Source organism: Enterobacter sp. MGH 38, from assembly GCF_000492855.1.
Classification (GTDB): domain Bacteria; phylum Pseudomonadota; class Gammaproteobacteria; order Enterobacterales; family Enterobacteriaceae; genus Enterobacter; species Enterobacter hormaechei_C.
On record NZ_KI535608.1, the window covers coordinates 687,739 to 709,808 of the forward strand.

Consider the following 22,070-nt stretch of genomic DNA (forward strand, 5'->3'; position numbering starts at 1 on the left):
CCACTTACATGGACTGAGTGAAAGTACGGGTAATAACGTCCTGCTGCTGTTCTTTCGTCAGGGAGTTAAAACGTACTGCGTAGCCAGATACGCGGATGGTCAGCTGAGGATATTTCTCAGGGTGTTCCATCGCATCGAGCAGCATTTCACGGTTCATCACGTTCACGTTCAGGTGCTGACCACCTTCGATGGACGCTTCGTGGTGGAAGTAACCATCCATCAGACCCGCGAGGTTAGTTTTACGCACTTCGTCGTCTTTACCCAGCGCGTTTGGCACGATAGAGAAGGTGTAAGAGATACCATCTTTCGCGTAAGCAAACGGCAGTTTAGCAACGGAGGTCAGAGAGGCAACCGCACCTTTCTGGTCACGACCGTGCATTGGGTTAGCACCTGGGCCGAATGGCGCGCCAGCACGACGACCGTCTGGGGTGTTACCGGTTTTCTTACCATACACAACGTTAGAGGTGATGGTCAGAACAGACTGAGTCGGGATAGCGTTACGATAGGTAGTGAGTTTCTGAATTTTCTTCATGAAACGTTCTACCAGGTCAACCGCCATGTCATCAACGCGAGCGTCGTTGTTACCAAACTGCGGATATTCGCCTTCGATTTCGAAGTCGATAGCCAGACCATCTTCGTCACGAATTGGTTTAACTTTCGCATATTTGATTGCAGACAGGGAGTCAGCCGCAACGGACAGACCTGCGATACCACATGCCATGGTGCGAATGACGTCACGGTCATGCAGCGCCATCAGAGAGGCTTCGTAGCTGTACTTGTCGTGCATGTAGTGGATAACATTCAGCGCGGTCACGTACTGTTTAGCCAGCCAGTCCATGAAGTGATCCATGCGATCCATGACTTCGTCATAGTTCAGCACGTCGCCTTTGATCGGTTCAGACTTAGGACCAACCTGCATTTTCAGTTTTTCATCAACGCCGCCGTTGATTGCGTACAGCATGGTTTTCGCCAAGTTTGCACGCGCACCGAAGAACTGCATTTGCTTACCAACAACCATTGGACTTACGCAGCAAGCGATAGCGTAGTCATCGTTGTTGAAGTCAGGACGCATCAGATCATCGTTCTCATATTGCAGAGAAGAGGTGTCGATGGACACTTTAGCGGCGAATTTCTTGAAGTTCAGAGGCAGTTTTTCAGACCACAGAACGGTGATGTTCGGCTCCGGAGAAGGACCCATGGTGTACAGGGTGTTCAGGAAACGGAAGCTGTTTTTGGTTACCAGAGTACGGCCATCTACGCCCATACCGCCGATAGATTCGGTTGCCCAGATTGGGTCACCAGAGAACAGCTCATCATATTCTGGGGTACGCAGGAAGCGAACCATACGCAGTTTCATGACCAGGTGGTCAATCATTTCCTGAGCGTCTTGTTCGGTGATTTTGCCTGCTTTCAGGTCACGTTCGATGTACGCATCCAGGAAGGTGGATACGCGGCCGAAGGACATTGCTGCACCGTTCTGAGACTTAACTGCGGCCAGGTAGCCGAAGTAGGTCCACTGGATAGCTTCCTGAGCGTTGGTAGCAGGACCAGAGATATCGCAGCCGTATTTAGCCGCCATCTCTTTGATCTGACCCAGCGCACGGTGCTGTTCAGCGATCTCTTCACGCAGACGGATAGTCGCTTCCAGGTTTACGCCGTTTTCCAGGTCAGACTGGAGAGAGACGAACTGCGCGTATTTGTCTTTCATCAGGAAGTCGATACCGTACAGCGCAACGCGACGGTAGTCACCGATGATACGGCCACGGCCATAGGCATCTGGCAGACCGGTCAGAACGCCAGATTTACGGCAGTTCAGAATGTCTTTGGTGTAAACATCGAATACGCCCTGGTTATGGGTTTTGCGGTATTCGGTGAAGATTTTTTTCAGCATTGGGTCCAGCTCGCGATTATACGCTTTGCAGGAACCTTCAACCATTTTGATACCACCGAACGGGATGATTGCGCGTTTCAGTGGTGCTTCAGTTTGCAGACCAACGATTTTCTCAAGGGCTTTATTGATGTAGCCAGCATCGTGAGAAGTGATGGTAGAAGCAACGGAGGTGTCAAAATCAACTGGCGCGTGAGTGCGGTTTTCCAGTTTAACGCCTTCCATTACGCTGTCCCACAGCTTGGTGGTTGCGTCAGTCGCACCAGCCAGGAAGGATTCGTCACCTTCATACGGGGTATAGTTTTTCTGAATAAAGTCACGGACGTTGACTTCATTCTGCCAGTCACCTTTCGTAAAACCTTCCCAGGCTGTGGCTAACTTTTCATTAAGCTCGGACATGTAACACCTACCTTCTTAAGTGGATTTTTTATTTACTGCCTGAGACAACCATTAATGATGATCGCCGCCACGCAGGTAAATGACCCAGTATGTCAACCCAACTAACAGACCCCCACCGATAATGTTCCCGATAGTGACGGGGATCAGGTTATCAGTAATGAAGTTCATAATCGTCAGGTGTGAAAAACTTTCCGGGGTTGAACCTACAGCAGTCCAGAACTCCGGGCTTGCAAAGTTGCGGATAACAATCCCCATCGGGATCATGAACATATTCGCAATACTGTGCTCAAAGCCGCTGGCAACAAACATCGCAACCGGCAGAACCATAATCATGGCTTTATCCATCAGGCTACGACCAGAGTAGCTCATCCAGACCGCCAGGCAGACCATCAGGTTTGCGAGGATGCCGAGAGCAACGGCTTCGATAAATGTATGGTGCATTTTGTGGTCGGCGGTTTGCAGGACGTTAAGCCCCCAGCCGCCGTTGGCGGTCATATACTCGCCAGAGAGCCACATCAACAGAACAAAGAGCAGACAGCCAATCAGGTTGCCAACGTAAACGTTGAGCCAGTTGCGCCCCAGTTGACCCCAGGTAATTCTTCCGCTGGCTTTTGCCACAACAATCAGCACCGTTGAGGTGAAGAGGTCGGCGCCGCAGATGACGCAGAGAATCAGGCCCAGTGAGAAGCAAATACCACCAATCAGTTTCGCTATGCCGAAAGGCATCCCGGCCGTGCCGGTGGTGGCTGTGATATAGAAGACGAAAGCGATGGAGATGAACACCCCAGCCGTAATGGCCAGAAAGAACGTCGTCATCGGATGTTTCGTGGCTTTGTAGACACCCGCTTCTTCGGCAACTTTCGCCATCGCAGCGGGGAGTAATAGATCAAAAGGGTTGTCAGCTTTCACACTAACTCTCTCTTTATTAAGTCGGCGACGAGATACTAACAAAGCATTATAGAAGAGAAATTGATATAGATCATATCTCGCCTGGCTTATAGGCCCGCAGTGTGTATGGTTTTACAGCAAAAGCGGAGTAAGTATTTGATTATCCGTATAAAAATAAATTTTAAAAGTTATGAAAAGAGTTGAATTTTTTCCTTCAGCCTCCCATGGAACAGTTAATTAAAATGGAGTATTTATTATAATTAGTAACAGTAAAGCTCAGGTAAGCGTTTTTATATTTACCCGTGGTTAACTTAATTATTACAATTAAACGTCATTGCGGAAAAATAAAAAAAAGGGGCAATGAAATTGCCCCGTAATATAGCTCAGGCGATTGAATACGCCTACAGCCATTAATGTTATATGCGCTTATTTTGACCAGTAAGCGGCTTTTGCCTTCTGCAATTTTTCATACGCATTCAGCAGTGACTGATGCGCCGGGAAGGCTTGCAGATCGCTGTCAACCGCTTGCAGGCCGTAGAATGGTTCTTCACCGCTCAGCGCCGCGCTGGCAGCTTCAACGGCATCCGCACCGTACATACGCACAAAGGCGTTCAGATACTGCAATGGCTCGCGGTCGTCTTCCTGAGAAAGCAGGAGCAGCGTTTGCAGGCAACGGTAATAATTAGTGCGCTCGGCGGAGAAGACGGACTGGTTAAACTCCATCGTCCACTCGGTCCAGGCCAAAGCCTGATCCAGATCGCCGCCCGCCAGCGCCAGCATCGCTTTCAGCTCGCCGATGCGCAGGGTGTACCAGCCGTTATCTTTTCCGGTCGCCAGACCCAGCAGTTCGCGTACGCGGGTGAAATCATCGTGTCCTTCTTCGTCCAGCTGGGCGATCAGGTTCAGATAATCTTCTTTGTCCCACTCGCTGCCTGGCAGGGCCAGCAGGGTTTCACGCAGATGCGCGCCCATGCTGTTGTTTGCCAGCCACAGATCTTCTGCCGGATAAATGTCCGACATACCTGGCACAATAATACGGCACGCGTAAACGCCGAGATGTTCATAGTCGGCAATGTAGACTTCCTGATCTTCCGCGTGGAAGATCGCCATCAGGGTGGCGAACTCTTCTTCCGTCGTACCGGCAAAGCTCCAGTCCACGAACGGATAGTCCGCGTCCTGTTTGAACATATCCCAGGAGATCAAACCGCTGGAGTCGATGAAGTGCGTTTCGAGGTTGGTGTGCTCGGCGACCTCTTCGTCATCAAAGGTCGGCGGCGTAAACACGTCGAGATCTTTCAGGCTACGACCTTGCAGCAGTTCGGTCACGGTACGCTCCAGCGCCACGCCGAAGTCAGGGTGCGCGCCGAAGGAGGCGAAGCAGGTGCCGTTGGCCGGGTTGAACAGCACTACGCAGATAACCGGATATTTGCCGCCCAGAGAGCCGTCATAAGCAAAGATTGGGAAACCTTCTGCTTCCAGTTTGGCGATGGATTCCACCACGCCCGGGTAGCGCGCCAGCACGTCAGCCGGGATCTCCGGCAGGCTGATGGATTCAGCAATAATGCGGTTTTTGATGTGACGCTCGAAAACTTCAGACAACCCCTGCACGCGCGCTTCGTTGCGGGTATTACCGGCAGACATGCCGTTGGACACATACAGGTTGCCGACGATGTTCATCGGGATATAAACGGTCTGCTCGTCAGACTGACGGGTGAACGGCAGGGTGCAGATCCCACGATCCTCATTGCCGGATTGCAGGTCGATCAGCATGCTGCCGGTCAGCTCGTTTTCCGGATCGTAGAACGCGCGCAGGCGGGCATCGAGAATGCCTTCCGGCAGTTCATCGTTTTCGGTCAGCGGGAACCATTTTTCGTTCGGGTAGTGAACGAACGGACCGTTGGCGATAGTTTCGCCCAGCCAGAAGTCGGCGAAGAAGTAGTTGGTGGACAGACGCTCAAAATACTCACCCAGCGCAGAGGCCAGCGCCGCTTTTTTGGTCGCGCCTTTACCGTTGGTAAAGCACAGCGCACAGTCTTTGTCGCGAATATGCACGGACCAGACGTGAGGCACCGGATTCAGCCAGGAGGCTTCTTCGATATTAAAGCCCAGGTCGGTCAGTTTCTGCTGGAAGCGAGCGATGGAATCTTCCAGAGCGGCGTCTTTGCCGGGGATAAACGTTTGAGTCATGGCGTTCACTTTTATCGTACGTAAAGCGCGCAATGATACGGGTTTTGCGTGACGGGTGCTATCTCCGGCGAAAATAAATGGCTGGGCTATGCTTATAAGCAGTAACCTACTGTTAAGGCATAGAAAAATGAAAGCATTTGATCTCCAGCGGATGGCGTTTGATAAAGTCCCGCCTGAGTTTTTAGGCGAAGTGGCGTTGCGTAGCCTTTACACCTTTGTACTCGTCTTCCTGTTTCTGAAAATCACCGGACGTCGCGGCGTGCGGCAGATGTCGCTGTTTGAAGTACTGATTATCCTGACGCTGGGGTCGGCGGCAGGGGACGTTGCCTTTTATGACGATGTGCCGATGGTGCCGGTCTTTATCGTCTTTGTGACGCTTGCACTGCTGTACCGGCTGGTCATGTGGCTGATGTCGAAAAGTGAGAAACTTGAAGATCTGCTCGAAGGGAAGCCGGTGGTGATTGTCGAAGATGGTCAACTGGCCTGGGAGAATGTGCAAAGCGCCAATATGACGGAGTTTGAGTTCTTTATGGAACTCCGTCTGAGCAGTGTTGAGCAACTGGGGCAGGTGCGTCTGGCGATTATGGAAACGAATGGTCAAATCAGCGTTTATTACTATCCCGACGATGAGGTGAAGCCCGGTCTGTGCATCCTGCCGGATATGCTCATCGAGCGATACAAAACTGTACCTGAAGCGGGGGAGTATGCCTGCATAAAATGTAGTCATGTGGTGGTCATGCAGGCGGGCGATCATCAATTATGCCCCCGCTGTACGAATCCAGAATGGACGAAGGTTAGCCGGGCTAAACGCATCACCTGACAGCGATTTTGTCGGTTTTGTGACAACGGTACGGCAGATTGTATTGTGTGACGAGTGACACATTTCTTCGGCCATCAGTTTTAGACATTGCGGCGCGTGTCACTGAATGATAAAACCGATATCCACAGTTATAACTTATGGCTTTTAGCGTGGTGAGGGGAAATGGCTCAAGTCTTTAATTTCAGTTCAGGTCCGGCAATGTTACCGACAGATGTGCTCAAACAGGCTCAACAGGAGCTGTGTGACTGGAACGGTCTGGGTACGTCGGTGATGGAAGTCAGCCACCGGGGTAAAGCGTTTATTAAGGTGGCGGAAGAGGCAGAAAAGGATTTTCGCGATCTGCTGAACATTCCCTCGAACTACAAAGTATTGTTCTGTCACGGCGGTGGACGCGGCCAGTTTGCGGGTATCCCGCTCAATCTGCTGGGCGACAAAACCACCGCTGATTACGTTGATGCGGGCTACTGGGCGGCCAGTGCGGTAAAAGAAGCGCATAAATATTGCACGCCGAATGTCATCGATGCCAAAGTGACCGTTGACGGTCTGCGCGCCGTGAAGCCGATGAGTGAGTGGCAGCTTTCTGACAACGCCGCGTATCTTCACTACTGCCCGAACGAAACCATCGACGGTATTGCCATTCACGAAGAGCCAGACTTTGGCGAAAATGTCATTGTGACGGCGGACCTCTCTTCAACCATTCTGTCCACCCCGCTGGATGTCAGCCGCTACGGCGTCATCTACGCGGGTGCCCAGAAAAACATCGGTCCTGCGGGCCTGACAATCGTTATCGTGCGTGAAGACCTGCTGGGGAAAGCCCATAAGTCTTGCCCGTCAATTCTGGATTACACTGTCCTGAACGACAACGATTCCATGTTCAACACCCCACCAACGTTTGCCTGGTATCTCTCCGGCCTGGTCTTCAAATGGCTGAAGCAAAAAGGCGGTGTGGCGCAGATGGATAAGATCAATCAGCAAAAGGCTGAACTGCTGTACGGCGTGATCGACAAGAGCGATTTCTACCGTAACGATGTCGCCAAAACTAACCGTTCGCGCATGAACGTGCCGTTCCAGCTGGCGGACAGCAACCTGGATAACGTGTTCCTGGAAGAGTCCTTCGCGGCGGGTCTGCATGCGCTGAAAGGCCATCGTGTGGTAGGCGGGATGCGCGCCTCTATCTATAACGCCATGCCGCTGGAAGGCGTTAAAGCCCTGACTGATTTCATGATCGACTTCGAACGTCGTCACGGTTAATTGGCTGTTTTTCACCCCCGCAGCGTTCCTGCGGGGTTTTTATTATGTTGAGTTGAGAGTTGAGTTTCATGGAATCCCTGACGTTACAACCTATCGCGCGGGTAGATGGCACCATTAATCTGCCTGGTTCAAAAAGTGTCTCGAACCGCGCTCTGCTGCTGGCAGCTCTGGCAAACGGCACCACCGTCCTCACTAATCTGCTGGACAGCGATGACGTGCGCCATATGCTCAATGCACTGAAAGCGTTGGGCGTTCAGTACGCGCTGTCTGACGATCGTACCCGTTGTGAAGTCACTGGTAACGGCGGCGCGTTACATTCTGCTGAAGCGCTGGAGCTTTTCCTGGGTAACGCCGGTACCGCGATGCGTCCTCTGGCCGCTGCGCTGTGTCTGGGGAGTAACGATATTGTGCTGACCGGTGAGCCGCGAATGAAAGAGCGTCCGATCGGCCATCTGGTGGATGCCCTGCGCCAGGGCGGCGCGCAGATTGATTATCTTGAGCAGGAAAATTACCCGCCCCTGCGTCTGCGCGGGGGATTCACTGGCGGCAATGTTGAGGTTGACGGTAGCGTTTCCAGTCAGTTCCTGACTGCGCTGCTGATGACCGCACCGCTGGCACCACAGGACACCGTCATCAGCATTAAAGGCGACCTGGTTTCTAAGCCGTACATTGATATCACCCTGCACCTGATGAACACCTTTGGTGTTGAGGTGGAAAACCAGTCTTATCAGCGCTTCGTGGTGCGCGGAGCGCAGCAGTATCAGTCCCCGGGCCACTACCTGGTTGAAGGCGATGCTTCCTCCGCCTCCTATTTCCTTGCCGCAGGTGCGATTAAAGGCGGTACGGTAAAAGTGACGGGCATCGGCCGCAACAGCGTGCAAGGCGATATCCGTTTTGCTGACGTGCTGGAAAAAATGGGCGCGGTAGTGACCTGGGGCGATGACTTCATCTCCTGTACCCACGGTGAGCTGAACGCCATTGATATGGATATGAACCATATTCCGGATGCGGCGATGACCATTGCTACCGCTGCGCTGTTTGCGAAAGGCACCACCACGCTGCGAAACATTTACAACTGGCGCGTGAAAGAGACGGACCGCCTGTTCGCGATGGCAACCGAGCTGCGTAAAGTGGGGGCGGAGGTAGAAGAGGGCGAAGACTACATTCGCGTCACACCGCCGGCAAAACTGCAATTTGCAGAAATTGGCACCTACAACGATCACCGCATGGCGATGTGTTTCTCGCTGGTGGCGTTGTCAGATACGCCAGTCACTATCCTTGATCCGAAGTGTACGGCAAAAACGTTCCCGGACTACTTCGAACAGCTGACGCGCATTAGCACCCTGGCCTGATGATCGTATGCCGCATCACCTGATGCGGCATTTCCTTACGCTTTCTGACACTCTTCCTCTTTCATTTCTTCTACACTCTGCTTCAATCATTCCGTAATTTGCACGCAAAGGTAACAGTTGCGCACGTTGGCGCGTATAATGCGCGGCGTTCATGTAAACGGTATGCCTTAATTAAGGAGAAAAAGATGACGGCAATTGCCCCGGTAATCACCATTGATGGGCCAAGTGGCGCAGGGAAAGGTACTCTGTGCAAAGCGATGGCGGAAGCATTGCAATGGCATCTTTTAGATTCGGGAGCAATCTATCGCGTGCTGGCGCTGGCTGCGCTGCATCATCATGTGGATGTTGCGTCTGAAGAAGCGCTGGTACCGCTGGCTGCGCATCTGGATGTGCGCTTTGTCTCGACCGATGGCAACCTTGAAGTGATCCTGGAAGGGGAAGATGTCAGCGGTGAAATCCGTACCCAGGAAGTGGCCAATGCGGCCTCTCAGGTGGCGGCTTTCCCACGCGTTCGTGAAGCGCTGTTACGTCGCCAGCGCGGTTTCCGTGAAGCGCCGGGGCTGATCGCCGACGGCCGCGACATGGGAACCGTGGTATTCCCTGATGCGCCAGTGAAAATTTTCCTTGACGCCTCTTCAGAAGAACGTGCCCATCGCCGCATGCTTCAGTTGCAGGAAAAGGGGTTTAGTGTTAACTTTGATCGCCTTTTATCCGAGATAAAAGAGCGCGATGACCGCGATCGTAACCGCGCCGTCGCACCACTTGTACCCGCGCAAGACGCATTAGTGCTGGATTCAACCAGTTTAACTATTGAGCAAGTGATTGAAAAAGCGCTACAATATGCGCGCCAAAAACTGGCACTCGCGTAATCGCGACCGATTTAGCAGTACCCCCGCTGCAATGGATTGACGGCGGGTATGTGAAACAACCCCATCCGGCACGGAGCCAGGTGGACGTTAATATTAACCTGAAGATTAAACATGACTGAATCTTTTGCTCAACTGTTTGAAGAATCCTTAAAAGAAATCGAAACCCGTCCGGGTTCCATCGTTCGTGGCGTTGTTGTTGCTATCGACAAAGACGTTGTACTGGTTGACGCCGGTCTGAAATCTGAGTCTGCCATCCCGGCTGAGCAGTTCAAAAACGCCCAGGGCGAGCTGGAAATCCAGGTAGGTGACGAAGTTGACGTTGCTCTGGACGCAGTAGAAGACGGCTTCGGCGAAACCCTGCTGTCTCGTGAGAAAGCTAAACGTCACGAAGCATGGATCACGCTGGAAAAAGCTTACGAAGAAGCTGAAACTGTGGTCGGTGTTATCAACGGCAAAGTTAAAGGTGGCTTCACTGTTGAGCTGAATGGTATTCGTGCGTTCCTGCCAGGTTCTCTGGTAGACGTTCGTCCAGTCCGTGACACCCTGCACCTCGAAGGCAAAGAGCTTGAGTTCAAAGTAATCAAGCTGGACCAGAAGCGTAACAACGTTGTTGTTTCCCGTCGTGCCGTTATCGAATCCGAAAACAGCGCAGAACGCGATCAGCTGCTGGAAAACCTGCAGGAAGGCATGGAAGTCAAAGGTATCGTTAAGAACCTCACTGACTACGGCGCATTCGTTGACCTGGGCGGCGTTGATGGCCTGCTGCACATCACCGACATGGCGTGGAAACGCGTTAAGCACCCAAGCGAAATCGTGAACGTGGGCGACGAAATCACTGTTAAAGTGCTGAAGTTCGACCGCGAGCGTACTCGTGTATCCCTCGGCCTGAAACAGCTGGGCGAAGATCCATGGGTAGCTATCGCTAAGCGTTACCCAGAAGGTACTAAACTGACTGGTCGCGTAACCAACCTGACTGACTACGGCTGCTTCGTTGAAATCGAAGAAGGCGTTGAAGGTCTGGTGCACGTTTCCGAAATGGACTGGACCAACAAAAACATCCACCCATCCAAAGTTGTTAACGTTGGTGATGTAGTGGAAGTGATGGTTCTGGATATCGACGAAGAACGTCGTCGTATCTCCCTGGGCCTGAAGCAGTGCAAAAACAACCCATGGCAGCAGTTCGCGGAAACCCACAACAAGGGTGACCGTGTTGAAGGTAAAATCAAGTCTATCACTGACTTCGGTATCTTCATCGGCCTGGACGGCGGCATCGATGGCCTGGTTCACCTGTCTGACATCTCCTGGAACGTTGCAGGCGAAGAAGCAGTTCGTGAATACAAAAAAGGCGACGAAATCGCAGCAGTTGTTCTGCAAGTTGACGCAGAGCGTGAGCGTATCTCCCTGGGCGTTAAACAGCTTGCAGAAGATCCGTTCAACAACTGGGTTGCACTGAACAAGAAAGGCGCAATCGTAAACGGTAAAGTGACTGCTGTTGACGCTAAAGGCGCAACCGTAGAACTGGCTGACGGCGTTGAAGGTTACCTGCGCGCTTCCGAAGCTTCACGTGACCGCGTTGAAGATGCAACTCTGGTTCTGAGCGTTGGTGACGACGTTGAAGCTAAGTTCACCGGTGTTGACCGTAAGAACCGTGCAATCAGCCTGTCTGTTCGTGCTAAAGACGAAGCTGATGAGAAAGATGCAATCGCAACTGTGAACAAACAGGAAGATGCAAACTTCTCTAACAACGCAATGGCTGAAGCTTTCAAAGCAGCTAAAGGCGAGTAAGTTCAGGTTCGCACCATCATTTGAGCTGTAACGCATTTACAGCGCGAAGGATGGAGAGCAGACTTGACAGATTGCAGGATTCGTCCTGTAATCAATAACAAAGGGCGGCTACGGCCGCCCTTGTTTAATAAGCTGTTCAGCTAATGGGTTTGAAAGGAACCGGAGGAATCATGACCAAGTCAGAATTGATTGAAAGACTTGCCAGTCAGCAACCGCATATCCCTGCCAAGGCTGTGGAAGATGCCGTTAAAGAGATGCTGGAGCATATGGCTACCACTCTTGCCCAGGGCGAGCGCATTGAAATCCGCGGTTTCGGTAGTTTTTCCCTGCACTATCGTGCACCACGTACCGGGCGTAACCCGAAGACTGGCGATAAAGTGGAGCTGGAAGGAAAGTATGTTCCGCACTTTAAGCCGGGTAAAGAACTGCGCGATCGCGCCAATATTTACGGTAACTGAGTTTAATCATCAGGGTTAAACTGAGTTTAAAGAAAGCACCTTAGGGTGCTTTTTTTGTATCCCGCCCCTGCATTTCTGAATACGCGCCGCATTTAAATTTTCTCTTTACTGTAAACGCTAAAAAACGTTGCAGCGTCCGCTGTAAATCACGCCTTTTCTGTCTGACGACGCATCAGTCCCGCCGCATAATCGCCTGAAACATGGAGGTGAAGATGGGGATCCACGTTATCAGTATGTGCGCCATTCTGGCCATAATCCCGCTCTATTGGTTACCCGTTTTGCCAGATTTGCATATTGTCTGGTTGCTGATTGCCGCAGGAATTGCGTTATCAGTACAGCAGAGAAAATGGCTCAGGTTTTCAGGCCTCGCATTGCTTTTTATGTGCTGGGGGATCCTGGCCGCTCAGGAAAGCGTGTGGCCGATGAACCATTTAACGAAAGTTCCGCAGCAGGCCGAGGTGGTCATTACCGCAACGGACGGCGCAACGATGCATCAGGGAAGGATTGTCAGCCTCAATGGAGAACGTGTGTGGGCTGCCATGGGCGTGGCGTTGTATGGCAACTATCTGCCGCAAAACGTCTGCGTGGGTCAACGCTGGGCAATGACCCTGCGGCTCAGGGCGGTACACGGAGAACTCAACGATGGCGGCTATGATTCACAGAAAAATGCCTTTGCCCGACATCAGACGCTGAGTGGACGGTTTACCCATGCGGCGCTCGTTGACGAAGGCTGTAGCCTGCGTGCGCAGTACCTGACATCACTACAGAGTACGCTTTCAGCATATCAGTGGGGACCCGTGATACTGGGGCTGGGAATGGGGGAGCGGCTGTCGGTCTCGCGGGAGATAAAAAACCTGATGCGTGAGACCGGAACGATGCATCTGATGGCAATCTCGGGATTGCATATTGCGCTGGCCGCTTCTGTCATCTGGTTTCTGGCGCGAGGCATCCAGTTCTTCCTGCCGGGCCGCTGGATTATCTGGCAAATCCCCTTGCTGGCAGGGCTGATTTTTGCCGCGTTTTACGCATGGCTAACAGGCTTACAGCCGCCTGCGCTGCGCACGGCTATCGCGCTTGTGGTACTGGCGGCATTAAAAATGAGTGGTCGCCAGTGGTCGCCCTGGCAGGTATGGCTTACCTGCGTGGCGGCGATCTTGGTTTTCGATCCACTGGCGGTCCTGTCACAAAGCCTGGCGCTATCAGCGTTTGCGGTCGCCGCGCTTATTTTTTGGTATCAGTGGTTGCCTCTCCCGCTCTGGCAACGTGGCCGGTGCCTGCGGCCGCTGGTTACGCTGTTGTATTTGCAGGTCGGTATGCTGCTGCTTCTGTTGCCGCTTCAGGTGCTGATTTTCCATGGTTTCAGTCTCTCCTCGCTGGCGGCGAATCTGTTTGCCGTTCCTCTGGTCACGTTTATCTCAGTTCCGCTGATCCTGCTCGGCATGTTTCTGCATCTGTTTCCGGTGGCGACGCTGGAAAGTATCGTCTGGCTGGCTGCCGATAAATCTCTGGCAGGGCTTTTCTGGCTATTGATGCGTTTACCGAATGGCTGGCAGGACGTTGATGAACGCTGGCAATACCTGACGTTACTGCCATGGCTGCTGATCATTGGCTGGCGATTCAGGGCCTTCAGCGCAGTACCCGCAGTCTGTCTGGCAGGCAGCGTGGTGCTGGCATTTCCCCTCTGGCACAGGGCCAAAACAGACAGCTGGTCCCTGCATATGCTGGATGTAGGGCAGGGGCTGGCGATGGTCATTGAGCGTCACGGGAAGGCCATTCTGTATGACACTGGGTTGGCATGGCCCGGTGGGGACAGCGGGCAGCAGCTGATTATCCCCTGGCTACGCTGGCATCATCTGAGGCCGGAAGGGGTGATCCTGAGCCATGAACATCTCGACCACGCGGGGGGACTGGCATCGCTAAAAGCTGCCTGGCCCGCAATGTGGATCAGAAGTCCCTTATCCTGGGCCGGGCATCTTCCTTGCTTTCGTGGAGAGCGATGGCAGTGGCAGGGTTTAACGTTCTCCGTGCACTGGCCACCCGAAAATACCTCGGCAAAAGGTAACAACCGCTCCTGCGTGGTAAAAATCGATGACGGCGAACAAAGCGTTTTACTGACCGGAGATATTGAAGGGCAGGCAGAACTGGCAATGCTGAGCCACCGCTGGCGTCAACTAGCGTCTACACTGATTCAGGTGCCGCATCATGGAAGTAACACGTCATCTTCAACACCGCTGCTACAGCGCGTGGAGGGACAGGTTTCGCTGGCCTCGATGGCCCGCTATAACGCGTGGCGTTTCCCTTCCATCAAAGTAGTCAGGCGCTATCGAACTGAGGGATATCTCTGGCTTGATACTCCGCAGTCCGGACAGATATCTGTGACGTTTTCGCACCAAAGTCGGCAAATTCGCCGCTTACGTGAACACTATTTACCGCGTTGGTATCATCAGTGGTTTGGCGCGCCCGTAGATAACGGGTAGAATATGCGGCTATTTCAACAAATGCTGGTTTTTTGAATGCATAACGACAAAGATCTCTCCACGTGGCAAACGTTCCGCCGGCTCTGGCCGATGATTGCTCCTTTCAAAGCAGGCTTGATCGTGGCGGGCGTAGCGTTAATCCTCAACGCAGCCAGCGATACGTTTATGTTATCGCTTCTCAAACCGTTACTGGATGACGGTTTCGGTAAAACGGATCGTTCAGTGCTGCTATGGATGCCGCTGGTGGTTATTGGGCTGATGATCTTACGCGGAATCTCCAGCTATGTATCCAGCTACTGCATCTCCTGGGTATCCGGTAAAGTGGTGATGACCATGCGCCGTCGGTTATTCAGCCATATGATGGGGATGCCGGTCTCATTCTTTGACAAGCAGTCAACCGGTACCCTGCTGTCGCGTATTACCTACGATTCAGAGCAGGTTGCGTCGTCCTCTTCCAGCGCACTGATTACCGTTGTGCGTGAAGGCGCATCCATCATCGGCCTGTTCGCGATGATGTTCTATTACAGCTGGCAACTGTCGCTGATCCTTATTGTGCTGGCGCCGATTGTCTCCATCGCGATCCGCGTGGTATCAAAGCGTTTTCGCAACATCAGTAAAAATATGCAGAATACGATGGGGCAGGTGACTACCAGCGCCGAGCAGATGCTGAAAGGCCATAAGGAAGTGTTGATCTTCGGCGGTCAGGAAGTCGAAACCAAACGCTTTGACAAGGTCAGCAACAGAATGCGTCTGCAAGGGATGAAAATGGTATCGGCCTCGTCGATTTCCGATCCGATCATTCAGCTGATTGCCTCTCTGGCCCTGGCCTTCGTCCTGTATGCCGCAAGCTTCCCGAGCGTAATGGAAACCCTGACTGCGGGTACCATTACCGTGGTGTTCTCATCCATGATTGCGCTGATGCGTCCGCTGAAATCGCTGACTAACGTCAACGCCCAGTTCCAGCGCGGGATGGCAGCCTGTCAGACGCTGTTCAGCATCCTCGATTCCGAACAGGAAAAAGATGAAGGTACACGCGTGATCGAGCGCGCTAAAGGCGACCTGGAATTCCGTAACGTGACCTTTACCTATCCAGGCCGTGAAGTGCCGGCGCTGCGTGATATCAGCCTGTCCATCCCGGCGGGTAAAACCGTCGCGCTGGTCGGTCGTTCCGGTTCGGGCAAGTCGACCATTGCCAGCCTGATTACCCGTTTCTACGATATCGACCAGGGCGAGATCCTGCTTGATGGTCACGACCTGCGGGAATATACCCTCCAGTCGCTGCGTAACCAGGTCGCGCTGGTCTCGCAGAACGTGCATCTGTTCAACGATACGGTGGCGAACAACATTGCGTATGCCCGTACCGAAGAGTACAGCCGTGAAGAGATCGAGAATGCGGCGCGTATGGCCTATGCGATGGACTTCATTAACAAAATGGATAACGGTCTGGATACGATCATTGGCGAAAACGGGGTGCTGCTCTCCGGTGGTCAGCGTCAGCGTATCGCGATTGCCCGTGCGCTGCTGCGCAACAGTCCGATTCTGATCCTCGATGAAGCAACGTCCGCACTGGATACGGAATCTGAACGCGCTATCCAGTCTGCTCTGGATGAATTACAGAAAAACCGTACCTCGCTGGTTATCGCGCACCGTCTGTCGACCATCGAACAGGCTGACGAAATCGTGGTGGTGGAAGATGGCGTGATCGTTGAACGCGGCAGCCATGCGGACCTGCTGGAACAGCGTGGTGTTTACGCGCAGCTTCATAAAATGCAGTTCGGTCAATGATTGCACGCATCTGGTCGGGTGAATCCCCTCTGTGGGTGCTGCTTCTCCCGCTCTCCTGGCTGTATGGCCTGGTGAGCGGTGCTATTCGTCTGCTTTACCGCCTTGGGATCAAGCGCGCCTGGCGCGCACCGGTACCGGTAGTGGTGGTCGGCAACCTGACGGCGGGTGGAAACGGCAAAACCCCGGTGGTGATCTGGCTGGTAGAGCAGCTCCAGAGGCGCGGTATCCGCCCGGGAGTTGTCTCACGCGGTTACGGTGGTAAAGCGGCGCAGTATCCACTGGTGCTGAGCCCAGCTACGACAACCGCTGAAGCCGGTGATGAGCCGGTACTGATTTACCAGCGTACAGGCGCGCTGGTTGCGGTATCGCCGGTGCGCAGTGATGCCGTGAAGGCACTGCTTGCGGAGCATGATGTACAAATCATCATTACCGATGATGGTTTGCAGCATTACGCGCTGGCGCGTGATAAAGAGATCGTGGTCATTGACGGCGTTCGGCGTTTTGGCAACGGCTGGTGGCTTCCAGCCGGTCCAATGCGCGAGCGTGCGTCGCGCCTGAAAACCGTCGATGCCGTGATTGTGAACGGTGGTGAAGCCAGAGCGGGCGAAATCCCGATGCTTCTTCGTCCCGGACAGGCCGTAAATATGCTGACCGGCGAGCGTAAAGATGTCGCGCAACTGGAACATCTGGTTGCGATGGCCGGTATAGGTCATCCGCCGCGTTTCTTCGCAACGCTGGAGCAGTGCGGCGCGCGGCTGGAAAAACGGGTGCCGCTGGCCGATCACCAGGCGTTAGTTGCCGAAGAGGTTGAAAGGCTGGCAGCGCCGGGCCAGACGCTGATCATGACGGAAAAAGACGCGGTAAAATGCCGGGCCTTTGCGAAAGAAAACTGGTGGTATCTGCCGGTTGACGCTGAACTCAGCGGCGAACAGCCGGAACATTTGCTCAAGGAACTGCTCGCGTTAGTGCAGTAACTTCTACGCGGTTCCGGTGGCGCTTTGACTGACAGGAAAACGCATGTCTCTACCGCAACTCTCACTTGCAGCCGCACGAAACCTGCATCTTGCCGCCCAGGGGCTTCTGAAAAAGCCCCGCCGCCGCGCGCAGCCAGCTGATATCCTCTCTACCGTGCAACGCATGTCGTTGCTGCAAATCGACACCATTAACATCGTGGCGCGTAGCCCGTATCTGGTCCTGTTTAGCCGCCTGGGAAACTATCCTCCGCAGTGGCTGGATAATGCGCTGAGTCAGGGCGAACTGATGGAATACTGGGCGCATGAAGCCTGTTTTCTCCCGCGCAGCGATTTTGCACTGGTGCGTCACCGCATGCTCGCCCCGGACAAAATGGGCTGGAAATACCGCCAGGAGTGGATGGTGGAACACGCGGATGAAATAGAACAACTGATTGCCCATATTCAGAAAAACGGTCCGGTACGCTCCGCGGATTTTGAACACCCGCGAAAAGGCGCCAGCGGATGGTGGGAGTGGAAACCGCACAAACGCCATCTTGAAGGGCTGTTTACGTCGGGCAAAGTGATGGTGGTCGAGCGCCGCAACTTTCAGCGCGTCTATGACCTCACGCACCGCGTTATGCCTCACTGGGACGATACGCGTGACCTGCTGTCTCAGGAGGTAGCCGAAGCCATCATGCTCGGGAACAGCGCCCGCAGCCTTGGCATCTTCCTCCCGCAGTGGCTGGCGGATTATTATCGTCTGCGTCAGCCGCAGCTAAAACCACTGCTCGAAACGTGGCAGCGCGAACAGCGCGTCATGCCGGTCTCGGTAGAGTCGTTAGGTGAAATGTGGCTGCATGCGGATTTGTTCCCTCTGCTGGCGCAGGCGCAGGAGGGCAAACTCCAGGCGACCCACAGTGCCGTGCTGTCGCCGTTCGACCCCGTTGTCTGGGACAGAAAGCGGGCCGAACAGCTGTTTGATTTCAGCTACCGTCTGGAATGCTACACCCCGGCGCCCAGGCGTCAGTATGGTTATTTTGTTTTGCCGCTGCTGCACAAAGGACAGCTTGTCGGGCGCATGGACGCTAAAATGCACCGTAAAACCGGCATGCTTGAAATTATCGCGCTCTGGCTGGAAGAGGGCATAAAGGTGACGGCTGGCCTGGAAAAAGGGTTAACGACTGCGCTCAGTGAATTTGCGCGCTGGCAGGGGGCGCATGAAATTGTACTCGGTCGCGTGCCTGTGGAGCTGTTTGCGACCTGTCGAGATGGCTGGGAAACAGACACTCCCTGAAAAGGGAATGTGATAAGCTTTAGGGATTACCCATACGGAGGAACTATGGATCACCGTTTACTAGAAATTATTGCCTGCCCGGTGTGCAACGGCAAACTGTATTACAGCCAGGATAAACAAGAGCTGATTTGCAAACTGGACAGCCTGGCGTTCCCGCTGCGTGACGGTATTCCGGTCCTGCTGGAAAATGAAGCCCGTTCACTGGTGGCAGAAGAGATCAAACCATGAGTTTTGTTGTCATTATCCCTGCGCGTTATGCTTCAACGCGCCTGCCAGGTAAACCGCTGGTGGATATCAATGGCAAACCGATGATTGTGCATGTCCTTGAACGGGCACGCGAATCGGGCGCCGGACGTGTCATCGTCGCCACCGATCACCCGGATGTCGCGCGAGCGGTTGAGGCCGCGGGTGGGGAAGTGTGCATGACCCGTGCCGATCATCAGTCAGGCACCGAGCGCCTGGCGGAAGTCGTCGAAAAATGCGGTTTCAGCGACGAGACGGTGATTGTGAACGTGCAGGGCGATGAGCCGATGATCCCGGCGGCGATTATCCGTCAGGTGGCCGACAACCTGGCTCGGCGTCAGGTCGGGATGGCAACCCTCGCGGTGCCGATTCACCACGCTGAAGAGGCGTTCAATCCGAATGCGGTGAAAGTGGTCATGGACGCAGAGGGCTACGCGCTCTATTTCTCCCGCGCCACCATTCCGTGGGATCGCGATCGTTTCGCGCAATCGAAAGAGACAATCGGCGAAACCTTCCTGCGCCACATCGGTATTTACGGCTACCGCGCCGGCTTTATTCGTCGCTACGTCGCCTGGGCACCAAGCCCGCTGGAGCATATTGAAATGCTCGAACAGCTTCGCGTGCTGTGGTACGGCGAGAAAATTCACGTTGCGGTTGCCCAGGAAATCCCAGGCACCGGCGTGGATACCCCTGAAGATCTCGAGCGCGTACGCGTCGAAATGCGTTAATTCGCTGGCATCCCCTCGTCTGGGGGGATGCTCTCCCGCCAGGCGATTTTCCTTTTCTTTTTCATTATTGATCTCTACCGGGTGACATCCGGGTTTCGCGCGCTCATTATAAAAGCAGTAGTCTTAATGGGGGTAATCTCATATGGAACAGCTGCGTGCTGAACTCAGCCATCTCCTTGGCGAAAAGCTAAGCCGGGTGGAATGCGTGAATGAAAAGGCCGATACCGCACTCTGGTCGTTGTATGACAGTCAGGGAAACCCCATGCCGCTGATGGCCAGAAGTTTTACCTCGCCGGGCGTCGCCAGACAGCTGGCCTGGAAAATGTCGATGCTGGCGCGGGAAGGGACTGTCCGTATGCCGACGGTCTACGGCGTGATGACCCATGAGGAGCATCCCGGCCCGGATGTTCTGCTTATCGAGCGTTTACGCGGGGTTTCTGTTGAAGCCCCGACGCGTACACCGGAGCGCTGGGAACAGCTGAAAGATCAGATTGTCGAGGCTCTGCTTGCCTGGCATCGGCAGGACAGCCGGGGTCTTGTTGGCGCGGTAGACAGCACCCAGGAAAACCTGTGGCCGCTGTGGTATCGCCAGCGTGTCGAAGTGCTGTGGGGCACGCTGAACCAGTTCAACAACACCGGCTTAACGATGCAGGACAAACGTATTCTGTTCCGCACCCGGGAATGTCTGCCGACGCTGTTTGAGGGTTTTAACGACAACTGCGTGCTGGTTCACGGCAACTTCACGCTACGCAGTATGCTTAAAGACTCGCGCAGCGACCAACTGCTGGCGATGGTCGGGCCGGGGATCATGCTCTGGGCGCCGCGCGAGTACGAACTGTTCAGGCTGAGCGAGGGCGGGGCGGCGGAAGATTTGCTCTGGCACTATCTTCAGCGCGCCCCCGTTGCGGAGGCCTTTCTCTGGCGACGCTGGCTCTATCTTCTCTGGGATGAGGTGGCGCAGCTGGTCAACACCGGGCGCTTTAATCGCGCCAGTTTCGATCTGGCCGCAAAATCACTCCTGCCCTGGCTTGCCTGACGAACCCTTAAGCCACTGCCACAAGCGGCCAAGCGTCTCGTAGCCGACGCGGTCGCTGTGCATCAGCCATACCGGGGACGGGATTATCCGTTCCCACGAATTGAGCGGGGCGTCAATAGCCAGCTGGTTTGCCGGAGCAGGAAGCGGATGAAGGCCCTGCTTCTCAAAGAAAATCATTGCGCGCGGCAGGTGTGAAGCAGAGGTCACCAGCAGGAACGGTACATCACCGATGGCCTGTTTCACCGCCGCCGCCTCTTCTTCGGTATCTTTTGGGCTATCCAGCGTGATGATGGCGGAACGCGGTACGCCAAGTGATTCAGCCACTCTTGCTCCTGCTTCAGCGGTACTGACCGGGTTGGTTTTTGCCGCAGCGCCCGTGAAGATCATCTTCGATCCCGGATTGGCCAGCCACAGGCGGATCCCCTCGTTCAGGCGCGGCAGGCTGTTGTTGATCAGGTTCGAGCTGGGCGCCCAGTTCGGATCCCAGGTATACCCGCCGCCCAGCACCACGATATAGCTCACCTTCTGATTTCCCTGCCACGTCGGGTAGGTGTTTTCAATCGGACGTAATAAACCGTCAGCGACCGGTTGCAGGCTGAGTAACAGCAGCGCCAGCCAGCCCACGGTAACAAGGGATTTACCGCTTTTCTGAAAGCGGCTAAACCATATCATTGCCAGCCCCAGCGCGATGAGAAGCAACAGCAGGGGAAGGGGAAGCATCATGCCTCCGATATATTTTTTTAGGGTAAAAAGCATCCTTTTTGGTTCCTTTTTTAACCATACAGCAGGCGATTGTCGGTGATATTACACCAGAGTGGTTCATTCTCCGCGCGGGTGTGACAAAATAGCGGTTTTGCAGTGAGTGGAACCCTCCCAATGCGGGATCGCAATTTTGATGACATCGCGGAAAAGTTTTCGCGCAACATTTATGGCACCACCAAAGGTCAGCTTCGTCAGACGATCCTCTGGCAGGATCTGGACAAGCTGCTGGCTGAATTCGGTGACCGACCGTTGCGCGTGCTGGATGCCGGCGGTGGGGAAGGTCAGACTGCAATTCTGATGGCGCAGCGGGGACATCACGTCACGCTTTGCGATCTTTCTGCCGAGATGGTTGCGCGCGCCGGGCGAGCGGCAGAAGAGAAAGGTGTGAGCGACAACATGCATTTTATACATTGCGCCGCTCAGGACATTCCGCAGCATTTGGAAACGCAGGTTGATCTGATATTGTTTCATGCTGTGCTCGAATGGATCGCCGAACCCCAGGCGATGTTAAAAACGCTGTGGTCGATGTTGCGCCCGGGCGGTGCGTTATCGCTGATGTTTTACAATGCCAACGGCCTGCTAATGCGAAACGTGCTGGTCGGCAATTTTGGCTACGTACAGCAGGGCATGTATAAAAAGAAACGACGCACGCTTTCACCGGATTTCCCCCGTGAACCGCAGCAGGTCTATGGCTGGCTGGAGGAGATCGGTTGGGAAATTACCGGCAAAACCGGCGTGAGGGTGTTTCATGATTATCTGCGTGATAAACAAAAACAGGATGACTGTTTAGACGCCTTAACAGAAATAGAGACGCGGTACTGCCGCCAGGAGCCTTATCTGAGCCTTGGCCGCTATATACACGTCACCGCGCGCAAGCCGCAGATGCAAGGATAAT

18 protein-coding genes are annotated in these 22,070 nt (G+C 54.0%); 14 read left to right on the plus strand and 4 right to left on the minus strand.

What is annotated here, in order from left to right:
* Positions 1–4 precede the first annotated feature (4 nt).
* The 3 genes from pflB to ycaO form a co-directional block, all read right to left on the minus strand.
* Positions 5–2,287, minus strand: coding sequence for a formate C-acetyltransferase (gene pflB / locus L384_RS08110; protein ID WP_023315750.1), 2,283 nt, complete (start codon positions 2,285–2,287; stop codon positions 5–7).
* A gap of 51 nt (positions 2,288–2,338) precedes the next feature.
* On the minus strand, positions 2,339–3,196 hold the full coding sequence (gene focA / locus L384_RS22470; RefSeq protein WP_017384832.1) for a formate transporter FocA: 858 nt from the start codon (positions 3,194–3,196) through the stop codon (positions 2,339–2,341).
* A 405-nt stretch (positions 3,197–3,601) separates the two neighbouring features.
* The gene (gene ycaO, locus L384_RS08100; RefSeq protein WP_003858243.1) at positions 3,602–5,362 is read right to left on the minus strand and encodes a 30S ribosomal protein S12 methylthiotransferase accessory factor YcaO; all 1,761 of its coding nucleotides are present in this window, start codon (positions 5,360–5,362) and stop codon (positions 3,602–3,604) included.
* A 127-nt stretch (positions 5,363–5,489) separates the two neighbouring features.
* Between ycaO and L384_RS08095 the strand changes: the two genes are divergently transcribed.
* From L384_RS08095 to L384_RS08035, 13 genes are all read left to right on the plus strand, one after another.
* Positions 5,490–6,182: a DUF421 domain-containing protein gene (locus tag L384_RS08095; protein ID WP_003858241.1), complete on the plus strand. Its 693-nt coding sequence runs from the start codon at positions 5,490–5,492 to the stop codon at positions 6,180–6,182.
* 162 nt (positions 6,183–6,344) lie between these two features.
* Complete coding sequence (gene serC, locus L384_RS08090) at positions 6,345–7,433, plus strand: 3-phosphoserine/phosphohydroxythreonine transaminase (protein WP_023324406.1); 1,089 nt, start codon at positions 6,345–6,347, stop codon at positions 7,431–7,433.
* 68 nt (positions 7,434–7,501) lie between these two features.
* Complete coding sequence (aroA, locus tag L384_RS08085; protein WP_003858238.1) at positions 7,502–8,785, plus strand: 3-phosphoshikimate 1-carboxyvinyltransferase; 1,284 nt, start codon at positions 7,502–7,504, stop codon at positions 8,783–8,785.
* A 185-nt stretch (positions 8,786–8,970) separates the two neighbouring features.
* Complete coding sequence (gene cmk, locus L384_RS08080; RefSeq protein ID WP_003858236.1) at positions 8,971–9,654, plus strand: (d)CMP kinase; 684 nt, start codon at positions 8,971–8,973, stop codon at positions 9,652–9,654.
* A 111-nt stretch (positions 9,655–9,765) separates the two neighbouring features.
* A complete protein-coding gene (gene rpsA / locus L384_RS08075) occupies positions 9,766–11,439 on the plus strand; it encodes a 30S ribosomal protein S1 (protein ID WP_003858235.1) in 1,674 nt (557 codons plus the stop codon).
* A gap of 170 nt (positions 11,440–11,609) precedes the next feature.
* A complete protein-coding gene (gene ihfB / locus L384_RS08070) occupies positions 11,610–11,897 on the plus strand; it encodes an integration host factor subunit beta (RefSeq protein WP_003858233.1) in 288 nt (95 codons plus the stop codon).
* A 212-nt stretch (positions 11,898–12,109) separates the two neighbouring features.
* A complete protein-coding gene (locus L384_RS08065) occupies positions 12,110–14,374 on the plus strand; it encodes a ComEC family protein (protein ID WP_023324407.1) in 2,265 nt (754 codons plus the stop codon).
* Positions 14,375–14,410: 36 nt separating this feature from the next.
* Positions 14,411–16,159: a lipid A ABC transporter ATP-binding protein/permease MsbA gene (gene msbA / locus L384_RS08060; protein WP_003858227.1), complete on the plus strand. Its 1,749-nt coding sequence runs from the start codon at positions 14,411–14,413 to the stop codon at positions 16,157–16,159.
* Positions 16,156–17,133, plus strand: a complete 978-nt coding sequence (lpxK, locus tag L384_RS08055) for a tetraacyldisaccharide 4'-kinase (protein WP_023324408.1) — start codon at positions 16,156–16,158, stop codon at positions 17,131–17,133. Before msbA ends, lpxK begins: the two co-directional genes overlap by 4 nt.
* A 43-nt stretch (positions 17,134–17,176) precedes the next feature.
* Entirely contained in the window at positions 17,177–18,406 is a 1,230-nt protein-coding gene (locus tag L384_RS08050) for a winged helix-turn-helix domain-containing protein (RefSeq protein WP_003858222.1), read from the plus strand.
* 45 nt (positions 18,407–18,451) lie between these two features.
* Positions 18,452–18,634, plus strand: coding sequence for a protein YcaR (gene ycaR, locus L384_RS08045; protein ID WP_003858220.1), 183 nt, complete (start codon positions 18,452–18,454; stop codon positions 18,632–18,634).
* Positions 18,631–19,377, plus strand: coding sequence for a 3-deoxy-manno-octulosonate cytidylyltransferase (kdsB, locus tag L384_RS08040; RefSeq protein ID WP_003858218.1), 747 nt, complete (start codon positions 18,631–18,633; stop codon positions 19,375–19,377). The genes ycaR and kdsB overlap by 4 nt, the downstream gene beginning before the upstream one ends.
* Before the next feature lie 142 nt (positions 19,378–19,519).
* On the plus strand, positions 19,520–20,413 hold the full coding sequence (locus tag L384_RS08035) for a YcbJ family phosphotransferase (RefSeq protein ID WP_003858216.1): 894 nt from the start codon (positions 19,520–19,522) through the stop codon (positions 20,411–20,413).
* On the opposite strand, the gene elyC is transcribed toward L384_RS08035, so the two are convergent.
* A complete protein-coding gene (gene elyC / locus L384_RS08030) occupies positions 20,390–21,169 on the minus strand; it encodes an envelope biogenesis factor ElyC (protein ID WP_023324409.1) in 780 nt (259 codons plus the stop codon). The genes L384_RS08035 and elyC overlap by 24 nt on opposite strands.
* Positions 21,170–21,289: 120 nt before the next feature.
* Between elyC and cmoM the strand changes: the two genes are divergently transcribed.
* On the plus strand, positions 21,290–22,069 hold the full coding sequence (gene cmoM, locus L384_RS08025; protein WP_003858212.1) for a tRNA uridine 5-oxyacetic acid(34) methyltransferase CmoM: 780 nt from the start codon (positions 21,290–21,292) through the stop codon (positions 22,067–22,069).
* Position 22,070: the final 1 nt, after the last annotated feature.